Origin of the sequence: Pseudomonas sp. MWU16-30322, from assembly GCF_020515535.1 — a bacterium.
GTDB lineage: Bacteria > Pseudomonadota > Gammaproteobacteria > Pseudomonadales > Pseudomonadaceae > Aquipseudomonas > Aquipseudomonas fluorescens_H.
The window spans coordinates 48,371-66,989 of record NZ_JAIWYL010000004.1; the positions used below are offsets into that span (position 1 = coordinate 48,371).

An 18,619-nucleotide genomic window follows, 5' to 3' on the forward strand; every position below is an offset into this window, starting at 1 on the left:
CAAACGAATGAAAAACCTGTAGGAGCTGCGGAACGCTGCGATCTTTTGATGTTGCTTGAAAAGATCAAAAGCAAAAGATCGCAGCCTCGTTTCACTCGGCAGCTCCTACAGGTTCTGGCGCATAATCTTCAGCTTTGTGTGGGGAGTAGGGGATTTGTCTAAAGGGAGGCTGATCAGCCTTTTAATGCTGGTGGGCTCTTTGTCCGGCTGCGGCAACGGCGACTCCATGGAAAGCTTCGGCGGCCCGACCATGGGCAGCACCTATTCAATCAAGTACGTGCGCCACGCCGGTCTTCCCGAGGTCGCGCAGGTCCAGCTTGAAGTGGAAAAAATCCTCACCGACGTCGATCAGCAGATGTCGACCTATCGCAGTGACTCAGACATCGAGCGCTTCAATGCATTGCCGGCGAACAGCTGTCAGACCATGCCGGCTGCCGTGCTCGAATTGGTCCGTGTCGGCGAACAGCTGTCAGAGCAAAGCGAAGGTTCCTACGACCTGACCGTCGAGCCGCTGATGAACCTGTGGGGGTTCGGCCCGCAAGGGCGTGAAGAGAAAGTCCCCAGTCCCGCCGCACTATCCGAAACCCTTGAACGGGTCGGCTACCACCATTTGCATATCGACGGCGACCGCTTGTGCAAGGATGCGCCGGTCGAAGTCGACTTCAACAGCATCGCCGCCGGTTACGCCGTCGACACCATCGCAGCCAGGCTCGAGTCGATGGGCATCCATGACTATCTCACCGAAGCCACCGGTGAGCTGAAAGCCAAAGGCAAAAAACTCGACGGCTCGGCATGGCGCATCGCGCTGGAGGAGCCGCGTGACGATCAACAGGTGGCCGAACGGATCATTCGGGTCGACGGCTACGGCGTTTCCACCTCCGGTGATTACCGCAACTATTTCCTGCAGGATGGCCGGCGCTATTCCCACACCTTCGATGCGCGTAGCGGGGCGCCGGTCCTACACAACCTGGCGTCGGTCACGGTGATTCATCCTTCAGCGTTGATGGCCGATGGACTATCGACGCTGTTGCTGATTCTCGGGCCTGAAAGGGCTTGGGACTATGCCGAAAAACATGACATTGGTGCATTCTTCGTCATTCGTGCCGATACAGGTTTCGTTATCCGCACCAGTACGGCTTTCGAACGCCTCAGTGGCGCAAAAGTTGACTGAAAACAGTACGAAAGCTGGCGTTGTAGTGCAGGCAAAAGTAGCCTACGACGCGACCAAGGGTTAATGTGCGCGGCGTTGACGCTTCTATAGACTGTGTCCGGGTTCTTTACTGACCCTCAATTGTTCCTTCGCGCCGCGATTCGGCGTGATTTAGCCGCCGGTGCTGCTGGCACCGCGGCCTGTTCTGAGGAGTACGCATGGCTGTCTACAACTACGACGTGGTGGTGTTGGGTTCCGGCCCGGCGGGAGAAGGCGCGGCAATGAACGCCGCCAAAGCAGGGCGCAAGGTGGCGATGGTCGATAGCCGTCGCCAGGTCGGCGGTAACTGCACCCACCTGGGAACCATCCCGTCCAAGGCCCTGCGTCACTCGGTCCGGCAGATCATGCAGTTCAACACCAACCCGATGTTCCGGGCGATCGGCGAGCCGCGCTGGTTCTCCTTCCCGGACGTGTTGAAAAGCGCCGAGAAAGTCATTTCCAAACAAGTCGCTTCGCGTACCGGCTACTACGCCCGTAACCGCGTCGACGTGTTCTTCGGCACCGGCAGCTTCGCTGACGAGCAAACCATCGAAGTGGTCTGCGCCAACGGTGTGGTCGAGAAGCTGGTGGCCAAGCACATCATCATTGCCACCGGTTCGCGCCCGTATCGTCCGGCGGACATCGATTTCAATCACCCGCGTATCTACGATAGCGACACCATCCTCAGCCTCGGCCACACCCCGCGCAAACTGATCGTTTACGGCGCCGGCGTGATCGGTTGCGAATACGCCTCGATCTTCAGCGGTCTGGGGGTACTGGTTGAGCTGGTAGACAACCGTGGTCAGTTGCTGAGCTTCCTCGACTCGGAAATCTCCCAGGCGTTGAGCTACCACTTCAGCAACAACAACATAACTGTGCGCCACAACGAGGATTACGATCGCGTTGAAGGTGTGGACAACGGTGTGATCCTGCACCTGAAGTCCGGCAAGAAGATCAAGGCCGACGCCTTGCTCTGGTGCAACGGCCGTACCGGCAACACCGACCAGCTCGGTCTGGAAAACATCGGCGTCAAGGTCAACAGCCGTGGCCAGATCGAAGTCGACGAGGCCTACCGCACTTGCGTGCCGAACATCTACGGCGCCGGCGACGTGATCGGCTGGCCGAGCCTGGCCAGTGCTGCCCACGACCAGGGTCGTTCGGCTGCCGGCAGCATCGTCGATAACGGTAGCTGGCGCTTTGTGAATGACGTGCCGACCGGCATCTACACCATTCCGGAGATCAGCTCGATCGGCAAGAACGAGCAGGAGCTGACCCAGGCCAAAGTGCCGTACGAAGTCGGCAAAGCGTTCTTCAAGAGCATGGCGCGTGCACAGATCGCCGGCGAGCCGCAAGGCATGCTGAAGATCCTGTTCCATCGTGAAACCCTGGAAGTGCTGGGCGTTCACTGCTTCGGTTATCAGGCGTCGGAAATCGTGCACATCGGTCAGGCGATCATGAGCCAGCCGGGCGAGTTGAACACCCTGAAGTACTTCGTCAACACCACGTTCAACTACCCGACCATGGCCGAAGCCTATCGGGTAGCGGCGTACGACGGCCTCAACCGGCTTTTTTGACGGGCTCCGGCCGGTGGCCTGAGCCGGCCGGGGAGACCGATTTCAGCAATTCTCGAGGGTGGCAGTGGCCAAACCGGGAAAGTCTGTAATCAGGCTGTCAACGCCGAAGTCGGCGAGTCTGCGCATCAGCGCAGGCTCGTTGACGGTCCACACCGAGACATGCAGCCCTTGGCGCTGCGCCTTCTGCAGGCGTTCCGGCGTACACAGCGTCCAGTTCAACGCCAGAATCTCACAGCCATAGCTGGCCGCGACCTTTAGCGGGTCGAGCCAGGCGTATTCGGCCACCAGTCCCCGCGACACGTCCGGCACCAGGTCCAGTGCCGCTTTCAGCACTTCCCGCGAACTCGAAGTAATGGTGACCTTGTCCAGCAAACCATGACGCTGGGCCATCTCGCGAATCGCCAGCACGGTGGTCGCCGCGCGGGTGCGCGATGCACTTTTGACTTCCAGCTGCCAGTGCTCGAAATCACATTTTTCGAACAGCTCTTCCAGTGTCGGAATCGGGCACGGCTTGATCCAGCCCGGGCCGCCCTTGCGCGCGTCGTAGGTCACCAGCTCGGCGGCGGTGTGCTCGACCACCTTGCCGCGCCGGTCGGTGGTGCGCTTGAGGGTAGGGTCGTGGATCACCATCAGCTCGCCGTCCTTGGACAGGTGCAGATCCAGTTCGCAACGGCGTACGCCGTGCTTGAGACATTCCTGAAAACTGGTCAGGGTGTTTTCCGGTGCTTCGCCCTTGGCGCCGCGGTGGCCGTAGATGAGGGTCACGGTGCTTCCTTAATTTAAATGCCTGATTCGTTCTGTTCACGGGCCAGGCGTCGTTCCTGGGCCTGTTTCTGCAGGATATAGCGGGCGAGCAACTGGCGCTGGGCGTCGGTCAAGTGTTCGAACTCGGTGCCGACGTCGTAGCCATCGCCCTTGCGGTCGCAATGGGTGACGCGGGCGCGTAGCAACAGACCCAGCGCCTGCGGCATCAGCACCAGTTTCACCGACAGGTGCGCGCCAGTGGCCAGCGCGGTCGGGTGCTGAAAATCGATCCCGCCTTCGGAGATGATCACCGGTTGCGGCTCGCCGATATGGCCGAGCACGGTCAGGGCGACCACCTGGCTGAGCAGGTCGATACGTTTGTTCTGGGATTTGAGGAACGCGGCGATGGCCCGGTCGCGCTCGCTGATCTGGCGCAACAGGTGCTGCGACTCGAATTCGCTCAGGTGCAGTTCGCTGAGCAGGTTGAACAGCGGGGAAGCATCCTGCAACACTTCCTGGCCAGCGGCTTCGGGAGCGGACAGGGGCCGAATTTCCAGTGCGATCGTGTCCTCGATACGGTAGTATTCGCGGCGATCTTCTTCATCTAATGTCGACATGGCGAACCCATGGTAGCGGCGGTGGTCTGAGTGTAAAGCTGGTTATCGACCCCCGCCACAAGGACGTTCCTTTTCCCTCCGAACAAGCCCCGACATGTTCAGACCTCTCTTCGTATTTATCGGCACGCGTTATACCCGTGCAAAGCGTCGCAATCATTTTGTGTCATTCATTTCCCTGACTTCGATGATCGGGCTCGCCCTTGGCGTGGTCGTGATGATCGTGGTGCTATCGGTGATGAACGGCTTCGATCATGAGATGCGCACCCGCGTGCTGGGCATGGTGCCCCACGCGACTCTTGAAACCGGCGAACCGATCAACGATTGGCAAAGCCTCGCCGCCAAGGTCAAGCGCAACCCGGAGGTGACGGCCGTTGCGCCGTTCACCCAGATGCAGGGTTTGCTGACCAACAACGGCCAGGTGTCCAAGGTGTTGCTCAACGCCATCGACCCCGCGCTCGAGCGCAATGTGTCGATCATCGACAACTTCATGAAGCAGGGCAAACTCGACGACCTGACGCCGGGCAGCTTCGGCATCGTCATCGGCGACAAGGCCGCAACCAAGCTCGGCGTAGGCCTCGGTGACAAGGTCACCTTCGTCGCGCCGGAGGTCAGCGTGACCCCGGCCGGGATGTTCCCGCGCATGAAGCGTTTCACCGTGGTCGGCATCTTTCATGTCGGCGCCGGTGAGCTGGACGGTTATCTGGGCGTCACCAACCTGCAGGATCTGGCGAAGATGCACCGCTGGAAGCCTGATCAGGTGCAGGGCATCCGGTTGAAGTTCGATGATCTGTTCCAGGCGCCGCGCGTGGCCTGGACCATCGCCCAGCAACTGGGCGAAGACCATTACTACGCCCGCGACTGGACCCGCACCCACGGCAATCTGTATCAGGCGATCCGCATGGAAAAAGCCATGATCGGTCTGCTGTTGCTGCTGATCGTCGCCGTGGCTGCGTTCAACATCATTTCCACGCTGGTGATGGTGGTGAATGACAAGAAGAGCGACATCGCCATTCTGCGCACCCTCGGCGCTACGCCGGGGACGATCATGCGCACGTTCATGGTGCAGGGCACCGTGATCGGCGTGGTCGGTACGGCCATCGGCGCGGTGGTCGGGATTCTCGCGGCGTTGAACGTCAGCGCGGCGATTTCCGCCCTCGAAGGGCTGATCGGCCACAAGTTCCTCAACGCCGATGTGTATTTCATTGATTACCTGCCGTCGCAGGTGCAGAGCCAGGACGTGGTCATGGTCTGCGCGGCTGCGTTGGTCCTGAGTTTCCTCGCCACCCTGTATCCCGCCTGGCGTGCCGCGCGCACCCAGCCGGCGGAGGCGCTACGTTATGAGTGAGTCGGGCATGAGTGATAAAGCAATCTTGAGCTGCCGCAACCTCGGCAAATCCTACGAGGAAGGCCCGGAGTCGGTGCAAGTGTTGGCCGGTCTGCAACTGGAGTTGCACCCGGGCGAGCGAGTGGCGATCGTCGGCAAATCCGGTTCGGGCAAAAGTACCTTGCTCAACCTGCTGGGCGGTCTCGATACGCCGACCGAGGGCAGCGTCTGGCTCGACGGTGAAGAACTGTCGGCCCTGAGCGAGAAGAAGCGTGGCCTGCTGCGTAACCGCGCCCTTGGGTTCGTGTACCAGTTCCACCACTTGCTGCCGGAGTTCACCGCGCTGGAAAACGTCTGCATGCCGCTGCTGATCGGCAAGACTGCGATCCCGGAAGCACGTCAGCGCGCTACGGCGTTGCTCGAGCGCGTAGGTCTGGGTCATCGTCTGGAGCACAAACCGGCCGAGCTGTCCGGTGGTGAACGCCAGCGTGTGGCTATCGCCCGTGCACTGGTGAACAATCCAGGCCTGGTAATGCTCGATGAGCCGACCGGCAACCTCGATTCGCACACCGCCGAAGGCATTCAGGATCTGATGCTGGAACTCAGCACCTCGATGCGCACGGCGTTCCTGGTGGTGACTCACGACATGAACCTGGCCCGCCAGATGGACCGCGTCCTGCAATTGCAGGAAGGCTGCTTGACCACCATCTGACCGACCGAAACCCGGTACCTGAAAAGGCATCGGGTCTTTTATTTTTATACGGTGCCCCAGCGAATGTTCAGACCGTTATCGATCTTTATCGGCACGCGCTATACCCGCGCCAAACGCCGCAATCGCTTTGTTTCGTTCATCTCGATGACTTCGATGATCGGGCTCGCCCTCGGCGTGCTGGCGATGATCGTGGTGCTGTCGGTGATGAACGGTTTTCAGCGCGAGATGAGCTCGCGCATCCTCGGCATGGTGCCGCACGCGACCATCGTTGGCGTCAAGCCGATCGATGACTGGCAGCCAGTGGCCGCTGCCGCGCTGAAGAATCCCGAAGTGACCGCCGCCGTGCCGTTCACCGAGATGGAAGGCATGCTGTCCTACAAGGGCTCGATGCAGCCGATCCAGATCAGCGGTGTCGATCCGGCCCAGGAAGGCAAGGTGTCGATCGTGGCCCAGCACATCGTGCAGGGCCGTCTTGATGATCTGAAACCCGGCGAGTTCGGTGTGGTGATCGGTGAAATCACCGCGCGGCGCTTCCGTCTCAATGTCGGTGACAAGATCACCCTGATCGTCCCGGAAGTCAGCACCGCACCGGGGGGCATCACCCCGCGCATGCAGCGCTTGAACGTGGTCGGTGTGTTCAAGGTCGGCGCCGAACTGGACGGTTCGATGGGCCTGATTCACGTGGCCGATGCCGCGACCATGCAGCACTGGCAGCCGAATCAGGTGCAGAGCGTGCGCCTGGCGGTGAAGGACCTGTACGCCGCGCCGAAAGTCTCCTCGGACATCGCCGCAGGCCTCGGTGCCGACTTCAAGGCGGATGACTGGACTCACACCCAGGGCAGCCTGTTCAGCGCGATGAAAATGGAAAAAACCATGATCGGCCTGCTGTTGCTGATGATCGTCGCGGTGGCGGCGTTCAACATCATCGCCACGCTGATCATGGTGGTGAACGACAAGGGCGCGGACATCGCGATCCTGCGCACCATCGGCGCCACGCCACGGCAGATCATGGCGATCTTCATGGTGCAGGGCACGGTGATCGGCATTGTCGGCACACTGATTGGCGGCGTGCTCGGGGTGATCGCGGCGCTCAACGTCAGTGAAATGGTTGGCTGGGTCGAGCGTGTCACCGGCCAGCACATCTTCAGTTCCGATGTGTACTTCGTCAGCAACCTGCCTTCGGAATTGCAGGGCGGGGATGTGCTGTTGATCTGCTCGGCAGGCTTTATTCTGAGCTTCCTGGCGACGGTGTACCCGGCGTTGCGGGCGGCGAAGATCGAGCCGGCTCACGCGCTGAGATATTCGTAAGCGCCAATACCTCCTTCGCGAGCAAGCCCGCTCCCACAGGGGATTTGTGTACGACGCAGATCCAATGTGGGAGCGGGCTTGCTCGCGAAGGGGCCGGACCTGCTGGCCTCAGACTCCCTTGGGCAACTCAATCACAAACCGCGTCCACCCCGCAGCCGATTCGCAATGAATCTGCCCACCATGGGCGCGGACGATCGATTGGGTAATCGCCAGCCCCAGCCCCGCATGTTCACTGCTGCCTTCCTGCCGCGCCGGATCTGCTCGATAAAACCGGTCAAACAGCCGTGGCAACAACTCTGCCGAAATGCCTTCGCCACTGTTCTCCACCGACACCTGCGCTATGTGCGGTTGATCGATGATGGACAGGCGCACGCTGCCCGTCGCCGGAGTAAAGCGCACCGCGTTGTCCAGCAGATTCGACAAGGCCCGGCGCAACATATTGCGGTCACCTTCCATGCGCGCATGACCTTCGCGGCTCAGCGTCACCCCGGCGTCCTCGGCCAGTGGCGCAAAAAATTCCAGCAACACATCGCTCTCATCCGCCAGTTCCAGCGCCTCACGCTTGGGCATCAGCAAACCGTGGTCAGCCTTGGCCAGATAAAGCATGTCGTTGACCAGTTGCGCCATCCATTGCAGTTCTTCGAGATTGCTGTGCAGGGCTTCGCGGTAATCCTCGATCGGTCGCGGGCGGGTGAGGGTGACCTGGGTGTGGGTCAGCAGGTTCGACAGCGGTGTGCGCAGTTCATGGGCGATGTCGGCAGAGAACGCCGACAGCCGTTGAAACGAGTCGTCGAGGCGTCCGAGCATGGCGTTGAAGCTGTGGGCCATTTCCGCAAGTTCTGGCGGCATTTGCGCTTCCGGCAGTCGGGCATTGAGCGAATGCGCAGAAATCCCACGCGCCACTGCACTCATGCGCCGCAGCGGACGCAAGCCGCTGCGTGCGGCCCAGGCGCCGAGCAGCGCGGTGGCAAGCGCTGACAGCCCGACGGTCAGCCAGATCAGGTGCTGCATGCGTTGCAAAAAGTGCTGGTGATGGGTGATGTCCAGCAGCAGTGTCAGTTGTGGCGTATCGGGTTTGTCCGGGTAGAGCGGGGCATTGAGCACGCGATAGTCCATGCCGTCATTGCTGATGGTCGACAAGCCGGGCTGTTGCGGCAAGTCCGGTGGCACCTTGATCGAGCTGTCGTACCAGCGCTGGCCATCGGCCCCGGTGATGCGCAGCGAAAGATCGGCCTGCCGGCTGAGTTCATCGGTCAGCCGCGTTTCACTCTCGCTGGCCTGAACATCCTGCAAGGCACGGCGCAAACCGATCAGCTTGCTGTCGAGCAATTGCTGGTCGAGCTCAATGAAGTGCGCTTCGCTGGCGCGGCTGAACAGCACCCCGGCGAACAGCGAAACCACGGCGGTGCAGCCGGCAAACAGCAGCGCCAGACGCGAACTCAGGGACAGGCGAGGCATCAGGCCGGACGCTCTTCAAGCACGTAACCCATGCCGCGCACGGTGTGGATCAGTTTGTTGGGGAAGTCATCGTCGATCTTCAGGCGCAGGCGCCGGATCGCCACTTCGATCACGTTGGTGTCGCTGTCGAAGTTCATGTCCCAGACTTGTGAGGCAATCAGCGATTTCGGCAGCACTTCACCCTGACGGCGCAGAAGCATTTCCAACAGGGCGAACTCCTTGGCGGTCAGGTCGATGCGCTGACCGCTGCGTTCGACGCGACGACGGATCAGGTCCAGACGCAGATCGGCCAGTTGCAGGCTGGTTTCCTGGGGCAGGGCGCTGCCCCGGCGCAGCAGGCTGCGCACCCGGGCCAGCAGTTCGGAGAAAGCGAAGGGTTTGACCAGATAATCGTCGGCGCCGAGTTCGAGGCCGTGAACCCGATCCTCGACGGCATCTTTGGCGGTCAGAAACAGTACTGGCGTGTCGAGGCCGGCAGTGCGCAACGCATGCAGGATCTGCCAACCGCTGCGCCCGGGCAGCATCACGTCGAGGATCAGCAGCGCATAATCACCGCTCAAGGCCAGTTGCTGACCGCTGTTGCCGTCGGCCACCAGCTCTGTGTTGAACCCGGCCTCGGTCAGGCCCTGGCGCAGATAGTGGCCGGTTTTCGGTTGGTCTTCGACGATCAGCAGTTTCATGGGCGGCTCGGGTTGTAGAAACGAAAGCTTTATACCGTGAGAGCAGGCGACAGGCGCCAACCTGACAAAGTTGTAATCTGTCTGTCAGGTAGCTGCCAGCGCAGGCGGGCTAGAGTTTCCCACAGGCTGAACCTTTTCTTGTTGGAGTATGACAATGTTTTTGCGCAACCCTCTGGCCGTCGCCGCCTGTTTGCTGGCGCTGAGTTCACCTGTCTGGGCCGCACCCGCGCACAGCTATGACTTCGGCCAGCCGGCGCCAGCGGCCAAGGCCAGCCGCAACATCGAGGTGGTGCTGAACGACATGTCGTTCGAGCCGAAGGCGATTCAGGTCAAGGCCGGTGAGACGGTTCGCTTTGTGCTGGTGAATAAAGGCCAGTTGTTGCACGAATTCAACCTCGGCGACGCGGCGATGCATGCCAGGCATCAGCAGGAAATGTTGCAGATGCAGCAAAGCGGCATGCTCACGCCTACCGGCATGAAAGAAATGTCCCACGACATGACCGGCATGGATCACGGCAGCATGGACCACGGCATGAAGCACGACGACCCCAACAGCGTGCTGGTCGAGCCGGGCAAGACCGCCGAGCTGACCTGGACCTTCAGCAAAGCCACCAGCCTGGAATTTGCCTGCAATATTCCCGGTCACTACCAGGCAGGCATGGTCGGCAAACTGACTGTCAGTCAGTAAGCACTCAAAGGCGGGCGCAAAGGCTGATAGAATCCGCTGATTCTTCAGTCAGGTTTCCGCCATGCATCCCGCAGCCGAACATTCGCCGCTGGGCAAATCCAGCGAATACATCGCCACTTACACGCCGTCCCTGCTGTTCCCGATTCCGCGCACCGCGAAATGGGCCGAGCTGGGCCTGACCGCCGAAACCCTGCCGTACAAAGGCGTGGATTTCTGGAACTGCTTTGAACTGTCGTGGTTGTTGCCCTCGGGTAAACCGGTGGTGGCGATCGGTGAATTCAGCATTCCGGCGGATTCGCCGAACATCATCGAATCGAAGTCGTTCAAGCTGTACCTGAACTCGCTGAACCAGACGCCGTTTGCCGACATCGCCAGCCTGGAAGCGACGCTGGTCAAGGACCTGTCGGCCGCTGCCGGCAAACCGGTCGGCGTGCGCGTGCGCAGCCTGAAAGATGTCGAAGCCGAAGGCGTCGTGGCGTTGCCGGGCGTGTGCATCGACGATCTGGATATCAGCGTCAGCAACTATGAGCATCCGCGTCCGGAACTGCTGCGTTGCGATGATTCGCGGATTGTCGAAGAGAGCGTGCACAGCCATCTGCTCAAATCCAATTGCCCGGTGACCAGTCAGCCGGACTGGGGCAGCGTGGTAGTTGAATATCGCGGCGCGGCGCTGGATCACGCGAGCCTGCTGGAGTACATCGTCAGTTTCCGCCAGCATTCGGACTTCCACGAACAGTGCGTGGAGCGGATCTTCCTCGACCTGCAACGTTTGCTGAAGCCAGAGAAACTGACGGTGTTTGCGCGCTATGTGCGTCGGGGTGGGCTGGATATCAACCCGTATCGCAGCACTGAAGCGGTACAACTGCCGAACCATCGCCTGGTGCGTCAATGAACATCTGAAGGGTGGGAGCGGGCTTGCTCGCGAAAGCGGTGTGTCAGTTGATGATGCATTGGCTGACACACCGCTTTCGCGAGCAAGCCCGCTCCCACAATGACCGTGTTCACATCACGAATATGAAAAAGCCCTGCCAGACATGGCAGGGCTTTTTTGTATGGCGCGGGAATCAGATCCCCATGCTGCCCAGCGCATTGACGATATTGCGCAGGGTGCCGGCAATGGCCGGGTGTTCGACTTCGAAGCGTTCCACCGCCAGGTTCACACCGTCGGCGATGCTCGCGTCCTGAGTGGCAGTTTCCAGTTTGATTTCCGATTCAATCTGCGCCATCAGCGCACGCAGATCTTCACGCTCGGCTTCGGACAACGGCGGATTCTGCTCCAGTTGCTCGCGCAGGGTATTGAGCTGTTCTTGAAGTTCACGGGCGGGCATGGTGTGGTTCCTTTTATCTATAGGCACTGGCATTGACCGCAGCCGCGCGCCAAAGGTCTATGGCTGACCTTTAGATTAATCCACTCTGCTGCAACCTGCATGATCCCGGTCAGGGCTTTTCGCCTTTGAGGCGGCGCAGGCTGATGTCGGCCAGGCAAGTGTCGAGTTCGCCCAGATGATCGATCACCGAGTGCACGCCGAGGCCAAACAACTGCATGGTCGCCTTGCCGCGCAACTGCTCGCGCTCCTTCTGATTCAAGGCTTGCCACTCGCTCGGCGCCAGGCCGCACAACGAGCCGCAGGACGCCAGGCCAATGGTCCACAACCCGGCGTTGAGGCCCGATTGCAGCAGGCGTGGCTCGCCGCTGACCAGCACGCAGCCATCCAGACGGCTGACGTTCAATCCCATCAGCGCCTGCCAGCAGGCGTTCGGCGCTGGCCATGGATTGATTGTTGCTGAATATTGCGTCGGTTTGATCCAACCCGGCAGCGAGGCCGCCAACGGTTGCGCGAGGGCCGGGGGCAGCTCATCGATCCACGCACAGGGAATCTGCTGGCGCTGCAGGCTGAGCAGGCTGTCGAGGGCGCCGGGCGTGGCATCGGCCTGCTCGGGCAGCACGCTGGCGTGTTGATGGGCGCGGGCACCGAAATCCACCAGACAGCCACTGAGTCCGAACAGCACGGCGGTCAGACCGGGTGCGGCGACAGGCAAGGCTTCAGCGTGTGTCATGGCAACGTCCCTGAAATAGTCATGAGGCTAGGGGACGCCGGTGACAGTTGGATGACAGGCGTGTGAAGGGGGCTTGGAAAGGTCCTACACGACTCTTCATTGGTAGACTGCCCAAAACGGCTTTTGCGCTTATACTAGCGGTCTTAACGCCTGGGCCCGGGTGCCCGCGCCAGTAAAAATCCAAGGAGTTTTTCTATGCGCTGGAGCAATCCTCTCGCTCAGCTATGTGTATGTGCCAGCGTCTTGCTGGTTCCGTTCGCCGCCAACGCCGCAACGGAAGAAGACCCTTGGGAAAGCGTCAACCGCCCGATCTTCCAGTTCAACGACTTCGTCGACACCTACGCGCTCAAGCCGCTGGCGCAGGGTTACGAGTACGTGACGCCGCAGTTCCTCGAGGACGGCATCCACAACATGTTCCGCAATGTCGGTGATGTCACCAACCTGGCGAACAACATTCTGCAGGCCAAACCTGCAGCAGCCGGTGTCGATACCGCGCGTATCATTTTCAACACCACCTTCGGCCTGCTGGGCTTCTTCGACGTCGGCACCAAAATGGGCCTGCATCGCAGCGACGAAGACTTCGGTCAGACTCTCGGTTACTGGGGCGTTGGCAGCGGTCCGTATGTGATGCTGCCGTTGCTCGGCCCTAGCACCCTGCGTGACGCGCCGTCGAAATACGTCGACAGCTACACCGGTCCGTACCGCTACATCAACGACATTCCGGTGCGTAACTCGACGTTCGGCCTGAACATCGTCGACACCCGCGCCAGCCTGCTGTCGAGCGAGAAGCTGATCAGCGGCGACAAATACACCTTCATCCGCAACGCCTACCTGCAGAACCGCGAGTTCAAGGTCAAGGACGGTAAGGTCGTAGACGATTTTTAATGTCGATCCATGAGCAGAAGGCGGCCTCTTGAGGCCGCCTTTTTTGTGTGCGCTTATTTCATCTTCAGAATGGTCAGACCGAGTTTCTGGCTGTCACCGTCCTGGGGCTTGACCCACACCACTTCAGTCTCGGCCTCCAGTCCGCTCAGCGCCGCGTGCTCGGAGTCGATGCGCACGCTCAAGCGGTCGCCGACCGCGAACTGGCGCGGTGCTTCGACCTGCATGCCACTGCTGGAGAGGTCGATGCACACGCCCGACACCTGATCCCCTTCATGAATCAACACCACATCGGCATCGACCCGCATGCGGATGAAATCGCGCTTTTCGCTGTAGTCCCGACCGGTTTGACTCATGGCTTTGACCTTCCATTGGGTTACGGTTTGAGCTGTTCTTATAACTCTCGGTGATTTGACAAGTAAAGTCGTCAAGCGACCATCGGCGCATGCTTGAAACGCCCCGCGGATGGGAGTACCGTCTGCGCCTTAGAAGGGCACCTCTGGTGCAATCGCGTTCCGGCTCAGTGCTCGAAAGCGGTGCAGCAGAGAGGCTAGAAAGCGAATCCAGTAGTCTGAGCCGGGCCGATGCCCCGCCTGCTACGCCAACCTAATTCTGGCGCCGTTTGCCCACATGCCAAAAACCAGTGCCACGCTGCTGATAATCGATGATGACGAAGTAGTGCGCGCGAGCCTCGCGGCCTATTTGGAAGACAGTGGTTTCAGCGTCCTGCAGGCCAGCAACGGCCAACAGGGTCTTCAGGTATTCGAGCAAGACAAGCCCGACCTGGTCATCTGCGATCTGCGCATGCCGCAGATGGGCGGTCTCGAATTCATCCGTCAGGTCACCGAGCGGTCACCGCAAACGCCGATGATCGTCGTTTCGGGTGCGGGCGTGATGAACGACGCGGTCGAGGCGCTGCGCCTGGGTGCAGCGGACTACCTGATCAAGCCTCTCGAAGACCTGGCCGTGCTCGAGCACTCGGTGCGTCGTGCACTCGATCGTGCGCGCCTGTTGCTGGAGAACCAGCGCTACCGCGAGAAGCTGGAGAAGGCCAACCGCGAGCTCGAAGCCAGCCTGAACCTGCTCCAGGAAGACCAGAACGCCGGTCGCCAGGTGCAGATGAACATGCTGCCGGAAAGCCCGTGGCGCATTGACGAATTTCAGTTTGCTCACCAGATCATCCCGTCGCTGTACCTGTCGGGTGATTTTGTCGATTACTTCCGCGTCGACGAGCGTCGGGTGGCGTTCTACCTGGCCGACGTCTCGGGCCATGGCGCCTCTTCAGCGTTCGTCACCGTGCTGCTGAAGTTCATGACCACGCGCTTGCTGTTCGAGTCCAAGCGCAACGGCACGTTGCCGGAATTCAAGCCTTCGGAAGTGCTTGGTCATATCAACCGGGGGCTGATCAGCTGTAAGCTGGGCAAGCACGTCACAATGGTCGGTGGAGTCATCGACGAGGAGACCGGTTTGTTGACCTATAGCATCGGCGGCCATCTGCCGTTGCCTGTGTTGTACACGCCTGACAGTGTTCGTTACCTCGAAGGCCGCGGTTTGCCGGTGGGCTTGTTCAATGAGGCCACCTACGAAGATCACGTGCTTGAGCTGCCTCCGACTTTCAGCCTGACGCTGATGTCCGACGGCATTCTGGATCTGTTGCCAGAACCGACGCTCAAGGAAAAAGAAGCTGCTTTGCCTCAACGGGTGAAGGCGGCGGGCGGCAGCCTGGATGGTCTGCGGCAAGTGTTTGAATTGGCCACGCTAGGGGAGATGCCGGATGATATCGCCCTGTTGGTGTTGAGCAGGAACCTTCAATGAGTACCGGTAGAATCCAGTTCGCCGAGCAGGACGGCACCTTCGTCCTGAAGTTCGTCGGTGAAGTTCGCCTGACCCTGTGTTCGGCGTTGGATGCGACTATTGAGAAAATCTTCACCGCGTTGAATTTCAACGCGATCGTGATCGATTTGACCGAAACCCGTAGCATCGACAGCACCACCCTCGGTCTGCTGGCCAAACTGTCGATCCTGTCGCGGCAAAAGGTCGGCCTGCTGCCGACCGTCGTCACCACCCACGAAGACATCACCCGTCTGCTGCAGTCGATGGGCTTCGAGCAGGTGTTCAACATCGTCAACCACCCGGTGCCTTGCCCCGAGTGCCTGGACGACCTGCCGGATCAGGATCAGTCCGAAGAAGTGGTGCGGATCAAGGTGCTCGAAGCGCACAAGATCCTCATGGGCCTGAACGACTCCAACCGTGAAGCCTTCCATGACCTGGTGAATGCCCTCGAAAGACACTGAGTGGCCTCTGTGGCGAGGGAGCTTGCTCCCGCTTGGCTGCGCAGCAGCCATAAAACCTGCCGGCACGGTGTTTCTGAAGAACTCGGATAGCCAATTGGGCCGCTTCGCAGCCCATCGGGAGCAAGCTCCCTCGCCACAGGGACACCACCTGCAATAAGTCATCATTTGCACTGGCCAACACCAACAAAAAAGGGCGAACCCAACCGGGTTCGCCCTTTTTGCGTTTCAGCGACTCAGATCACAGCTTGGCCTGCAACAGCGCCTCAAGCTTCTCCTGGTCACGGGCAAACTGACGGATGCCCTCAGCCAGTTTCTCGGTGGCCATCGCGTCTTCGTTGGACAACCAACGGAATTGTGCTTCGTTCAGGATCAGGCGGGCTTCGCCGGCGTGGCCCGGGGCGAGTTTGCGCTCCAGTTTGCCGGTGTCTGCCGCGAGCTTGTCGATCAGGTCCGGGCTGATGGTCAGACGGTCGCAACCGGCCAGTTGCTCGATCTGGCTCAGATTACGGAAGCTGGCGCCCATGACCACGGTCTTGTAGTCATTGGCCTTGTAGTAGTTGTAGATGCGAGTGACCGACTGCACGCCCGGATCATCGGCGCCGGTGTAGTCGTTGCCGTTGGCCTTCTTGTACCAGTCATAGATGCGGCCCACGAACGGCGAGATCAGGAATACCCCGGCGTCAGCGCAAGCGGCAGCCTGAGCGAAGGAGAACAGCAGGGTCAGGTTGGTCTGGATGCCTTCCTTCTCGAGAATTTCGGCGGCGCGGATGCCTTCCCAGGTCGAAGCGATCTTGATCAGCACGCGGTCACGGCCGATGCCGGCCTTGTCGTACAGTTCGATCAGGCGATGCGCACGCTTGAGTACGGCATCCTGGTCGAACGACAGGCGCGCATCCACTTCGGTGGAAATCCGGCCCGGGATCACTTTGAGGATTTCCTGGCCCACGGCGACGCCAAAACGGTCGCTGGCCAGGCCCACATCGCCCTTGCAGTCGCTGACGCAGGCGTTCAGCAGCTCGGCGTAAGCCGGGATAGCGGCTGCCTTGAGCAGCAGGGAAGGGTTGGTGGTGGCGTCGACCGGCTTGACCCGGGCGATCGCTTCGAAGTCGCCGGTGTCGGCGACCACGGTGGTCATCTGTTTGAGTTGTTCCAGCTTGGAAGTCATGGGTGTGCTCTGTCCTGTGGGTTTGACGACATTACCCGAGCGCTGACAGTCACTCAAGGGTATCCGGGCGTATCGGAGGCCCCGCTGGCAACAACCTGAGAACGGCTGCTTGATGGGCGGGGCGCGGTATCGATGAATACGATGCCAAAAGCGGTCACAGGTTCAAAGCAACTGACGGCCAGCGCCCCTTGAGCACATCAATGGAGGTCATTGCTGGCTCAGTTGGGTTTTGACCGCTGTTTCCGCCGGTTTCGGCTGGCCGTCGGCGGTCAACAGACCGAAGTTCTTCTCGCGGTCGTTGCTGCCGGTGTCGCTGTTTTTCCACTCGTAAATCGAGGTCAGGGCAATGTTGCGGGTTTTGATATCGGCCACGAATGCACTGATTTTACTGGCTTGGCCCTCGGTGCCGCCGTTGGAGGGAAGCGCCGAGATACCCCATTCGCTGATCACCCCCGGCAGATGGAAGTTCTGCTGGATAAACGTCTGGGCGTTGCTGATCTGTGTGCCGGTCATGCCATAGGGATGGTAGGAAACCGCGCTGAGGCATTTGGGGTATTCGCTGACAATTCGGTTGAGTGCCACGGTGGACGCCGAGCCGGCAGTCGGCGGGCGGGCAAAGCCAAAACCGATCACCGGGATGGCTTGCGGCTTGTCCTGCAGGGTTTTGCACGCCGCGCTCATGAACGGCACGAACGTCGTATCGAAATTGCCGGTCGGCCAGTAGGTGTCGAGGTCCGGCTCATTCCACAGCTCGACTGCGACCAGTTGTGAGCCATAGGTCGCTGCCAGGCTGGTCAGCGCGTTGGCATACGCGACCCCCGCGTTCGCCAGATCATTGGCCGGTAACGGCTTGGTCGCGCGCAGGGTCATCAGCACCGGCAGACCGGCTGCGCGGGCCACGGCGAAGGCATCGCTGATCTGCTTCTGGTAGGCCGCGCTGGGCAGGCTGTCAGTCCATACGCCAAAACGCACGAAACTGAATCCGGTGGCTTTGACGCGCTCGGCGTCGGCAGCGGAGAAGGTCTGGACTTTGACCTGAACTCCGATGGTCTTGTTGGTGGGTAATGCCGGGAACAGTTCATTGGCCTGACTCTCGCCGGTTGCCGCCAGCAGTAACAGGGTCAGGGCGCTCAGGTGTTTGAGATGGGCTGACTTCATGTCGGTTCTCCAGGTGAGAAATGACAACGGCGAAAAGGTATCTCGTGATAACTGCTTCGAAACTAACATTGGCACTAAGTGCGCCAATGTTATTTTTTGTCAGGAAAACCAGACCTGAAAATCACAGTTATTTTTAGTCCGGTAATTCTATTTTGGCGACTTTTGGCGCTGTGGTACTTAATACACTGGTACTGACAGGGCGAATCTATTTCTGAGTGCAGAATGATCTAGTGGGTTCATTAAGATCCGCTCTAGATGTTGGCAGAATGATATTACACAGGAATGTAAACCTTGTTCAAAAAGATCCTTGTCGTGTGCGTTGGCAATATTTGCCGAAGTCCGACAGCAGAACTTCTGCTGCGTAACGCGCTGACCCCTTCAACCATCTCTGTGACTTCCGCAGGCCTCGCGGCGCGGGTTGGCGAAGGCATGGAAGCGTCGGCGCGCCAGGTGCTGGAAGACCACGGGCACAGCGCCGAGGGCTTCCAGGCCAGGCAATTGACCGCCGATATCGTCAATGAATCAGACCTGATTCTGGTCATGGAAAAACAACATGTGAATCAGGTACTGAAGATTGCCTCACACGCCCGAGGCAAAGTGTTTCTTCTTGGCAAGTGGCAGAGCGAAAGAGAAATACAGGATCCGTATCGTCAAGGTAAGGCCGCTTTTATTCATGCCCATGCATTGATTGAAGATGCTGTTAGCTCGTGGGCGCAGCGCCTCGGACATTGATGAATATTCTTCAGATCAGTGAATGGTAAGAAAGAC

Annotated in this window: 20 protein-coding genes; 11 read left to right on the top strand and 9 right to left on the bottom strand. The window is 59.9% G+C overall.

Annotation, left to right across the window (positions count from 1 at the left end; all coding sequences use genetic code 11):
• Positions 1-184: 184 nt before the first annotated feature.
• The gene (locus tag LCH64_RS08750) at positions 185-1,171 is read left to right on the top strand and encodes an FAD:protein FMN transferase (RefSeq protein WP_226500002.1); all 987 of its coding nucleotides are present in this window, start codon (positions 185-187) and stop codon (positions 1,169-1,171) included.
• A gap of 197 nt (positions 1,172-1,368) precedes the next feature.
• Positions 1,369-2,763 carry a Si-specific NAD(P)(+) transhydrogenase gene (gene sthA, locus LCH64_RS08755; protein ID WP_003226580.1) on the top strand — a complete coding sequence of 465 codons (1,395 nt, stop codon included), beginning with the start codon at positions 1,369-1,371 and terminating at the stop codon, positions 2,761-2,763.
• Between the two features lie 42 nt (positions 2,764-2,805).
• Here the strand turns inward: sthA and LCH64_RS08760 are convergent, their stop codons facing one another.
• Both LCH64_RS08760 and LCH64_RS08765 read right to left on the bottom strand, forming a co-directional pair.
• The gene (locus LCH64_RS08760) at positions 2,806-3,528 is read right to left on the bottom strand and encodes a glycerophosphodiester phosphodiesterase family protein (RefSeq protein WP_003226579.1); all 723 of its coding nucleotides are present in this window, start codon (positions 3,526-3,528) and stop codon (positions 2,806-2,808) included.
• A 14-nt stretch (positions 3,529-3,542) separates the two neighbouring features.
• Entirely contained in the window at positions 3,543-4,124 is a 582-nt protein-coding gene (locus LCH64_RS08765; protein ID WP_003226578.1) for a PilZ domain-containing protein, read from the bottom strand.
• Positions 4,125-4,218: 94 nt separating this feature from the next.
• Here LCH64_RS08765 and LCH64_RS08770 point away from each other — a divergent pair, with 94 nt between their 5' ends.
• The 3 genes from LCH64_RS08770 (at position 4,219) to LCH64_RS08780 (ending at position 7,468) form a co-directional block, all read left to right on the top strand.
• The gene (locus LCH64_RS08770) at positions 4,219-5,469 is read left to right on the top strand and encodes a lipoprotein-releasing ABC transporter permease subunit (RefSeq protein ID WP_003226577.1); all 1,251 of its coding nucleotides are present in this window, start codon (positions 4,219-4,221) and stop codon (positions 5,467-5,469) included.
• A gap of 7 nt (positions 5,470-5,476) precedes the next feature.
• Complete coding sequence (lolD, locus tag LCH64_RS08775; RefSeq protein WP_177327499.1) at positions 5,477-6,160, top strand: lipoprotein-releasing ABC transporter ATP-binding protein LolD; 684 nt, start codon at positions 5,477-5,479, stop codon at positions 6,158-6,160.
• Between the two features lie 63 nt (positions 6,161-6,223).
• Positions 6,224-7,468 (top strand): lipoprotein-releasing ABC transporter permease subunit, encoded by a 1,245-nt coding sequence (locus LCH64_RS08780; RefSeq protein WP_103485785.1) that lies wholly within the window; start codon positions 6,224-6,226, stop codon positions 7,466-7,468.
• Between the two features lie 108 nt (positions 7,469-7,576).
• Here LCH64_RS08780 and LCH64_RS08785 read toward each other — a convergent pair whose 3' ends face one another.
• On the bottom strand, positions 7,577-8,926 hold the full coding sequence (locus LCH64_RS08785; RefSeq protein ID WP_226500003.1) for a heavy metal sensor histidine kinase: 1,350 nt from the start codon (positions 8,924-8,926) through the stop codon (positions 7,577-7,579).
• Complete coding sequence (locus LCH64_RS08790; protein ID WP_003226570.1) at positions 8,926-9,606, bottom strand: heavy metal response regulator transcription factor; 681 nt, start codon at positions 9,604-9,606, stop codon at positions 8,926-8,928. The genes LCH64_RS08785 and LCH64_RS08790 overlap by 1 nt, the downstream gene beginning before the upstream one ends.
• Before the next feature lie 154 nt (positions 9,607-9,760).
• On the opposite strand from LCH64_RS08790, the gene LCH64_RS08795 reads away from it, so the two are divergent.
• Together LCH64_RS08795 and queF are read left to right on the top strand one after the other, a co-directional pair.
• Positions 9,761-10,294, top strand: coding sequence for a cupredoxin family protein (locus LCH64_RS08795; RefSeq protein ID WP_226500004.1), 534 nt, complete (start codon positions 9,761-9,763; stop codon positions 10,292-10,294).
• A gap of 61 nt (positions 10,295-10,355) precedes the next feature.
• Complete coding sequence (gene queF, locus LCH64_RS08800) at positions 10,356-11,186, top strand: NADPH-dependent 7-cyano-7-deazaguanine reductase QueF (protein WP_003226566.1); 831 nt, start codon at positions 10,356-10,358, stop codon at positions 11,184-11,186.
• Positions 11,187-11,358: 172 nt separating this feature from the next.
• On the opposite strand, the gene LCH64_RS08805 is transcribed toward queF, so the two are convergent.
• On the bottom strand, positions 11,359-11,622 hold the full coding sequence (locus LCH64_RS08805; protein WP_103485781.1) for a DUF4404 family protein: 264 nt from the start codon (positions 11,620-11,622) through the stop codon (positions 11,359-11,361).
• Between the two features lie 109 nt (positions 11,623-11,731).
• On the bottom strand, positions 11,732-12,352 hold the full coding sequence (locus tag LCH64_RS08810; protein ID WP_226500005.1) for an HAD family phosphatase: 621 nt from the start codon (positions 12,350-12,352) through the stop codon (positions 11,732-11,734).
• A 195-nt stretch (positions 12,353-12,547) separates the two neighbouring features.
• Between LCH64_RS08810 and LCH64_RS08815 the strand changes: the two genes are divergently transcribed.
• A complete protein-coding gene (locus LCH64_RS08815; protein WP_003226559.1) occupies positions 12,548-13,237 on the top strand; it encodes a VacJ family lipoprotein in 690 nt (229 codons plus the stop codon).
• A gap of 53 nt (positions 13,238-13,290) precedes the next feature.
• Here the strand turns inward: LCH64_RS08815 and LCH64_RS08820 are convergent, their stop codons facing one another.
• Positions 13,291-13,590, bottom strand: a complete 300-nt coding sequence (locus LCH64_RS08820) for a PilZ domain-containing protein (protein ID WP_003226557.1) — start codon at positions 13,588-13,590, stop codon at positions 13,291-13,293.
• Positions 13,591-13,864: 274 nt separating this feature from the next.
• Between LCH64_RS08820 and rssB the strand changes: the two genes are divergently transcribed.
• Entirely contained in the window at positions 13,865-15,049 is a 1,185-nt protein-coding gene (rssB, locus tag LCH64_RS08825) for a two-component system response regulator RssB (protein ID WP_003226555.1), read from the top strand.
• Positions 15,046-15,528, top strand: a complete 483-nt coding sequence (rssC, locus tag LCH64_RS08830) for an anti-sigma factor antagonist RssC (RefSeq protein ID WP_003226553.1) — start codon at positions 15,046-15,048, stop codon at positions 15,526-15,528. Before rssB ends, rssC begins: the two co-directional genes overlap by 4 nt.
• A 238-nt stretch (positions 15,529-15,766) precedes the next feature.
• Here rssC and tal read toward each other — a convergent pair whose 3' ends face one another.
• A complete protein-coding gene (gene tal / locus LCH64_RS08835) occupies positions 15,767-16,693 on the bottom strand; it encodes a transaldolase (RefSeq protein WP_003226550.1) in 927 nt (308 codons plus the stop codon).
• Positions 16,694-16,900: 207 nt separating this feature from the next.
• Positions 16,901-17,851, bottom strand: a complete 951-nt coding sequence (locus LCH64_RS08840) for a glycosyl hydrolase family 5 (RefSeq protein ID WP_103485779.1) — start codon at positions 17,849-17,851, stop codon at positions 16,901-16,903.
• A 291-nt stretch (positions 17,852-18,142) separates the two neighbouring features.
• Here LCH64_RS08840 and LCH64_RS08845 point away from each other — a divergent pair, with 291 nt between their 5' ends.
• Positions 18,143-18,583, top strand: a complete 441-nt coding sequence (locus LCH64_RS08845; RefSeq protein WP_003226547.1) for a low molecular weight protein-tyrosine-phosphatase — start codon at positions 18,143-18,145, stop codon at positions 18,581-18,583.
• Positions 18,584-18,619: the final 36 nt, after the last annotated feature.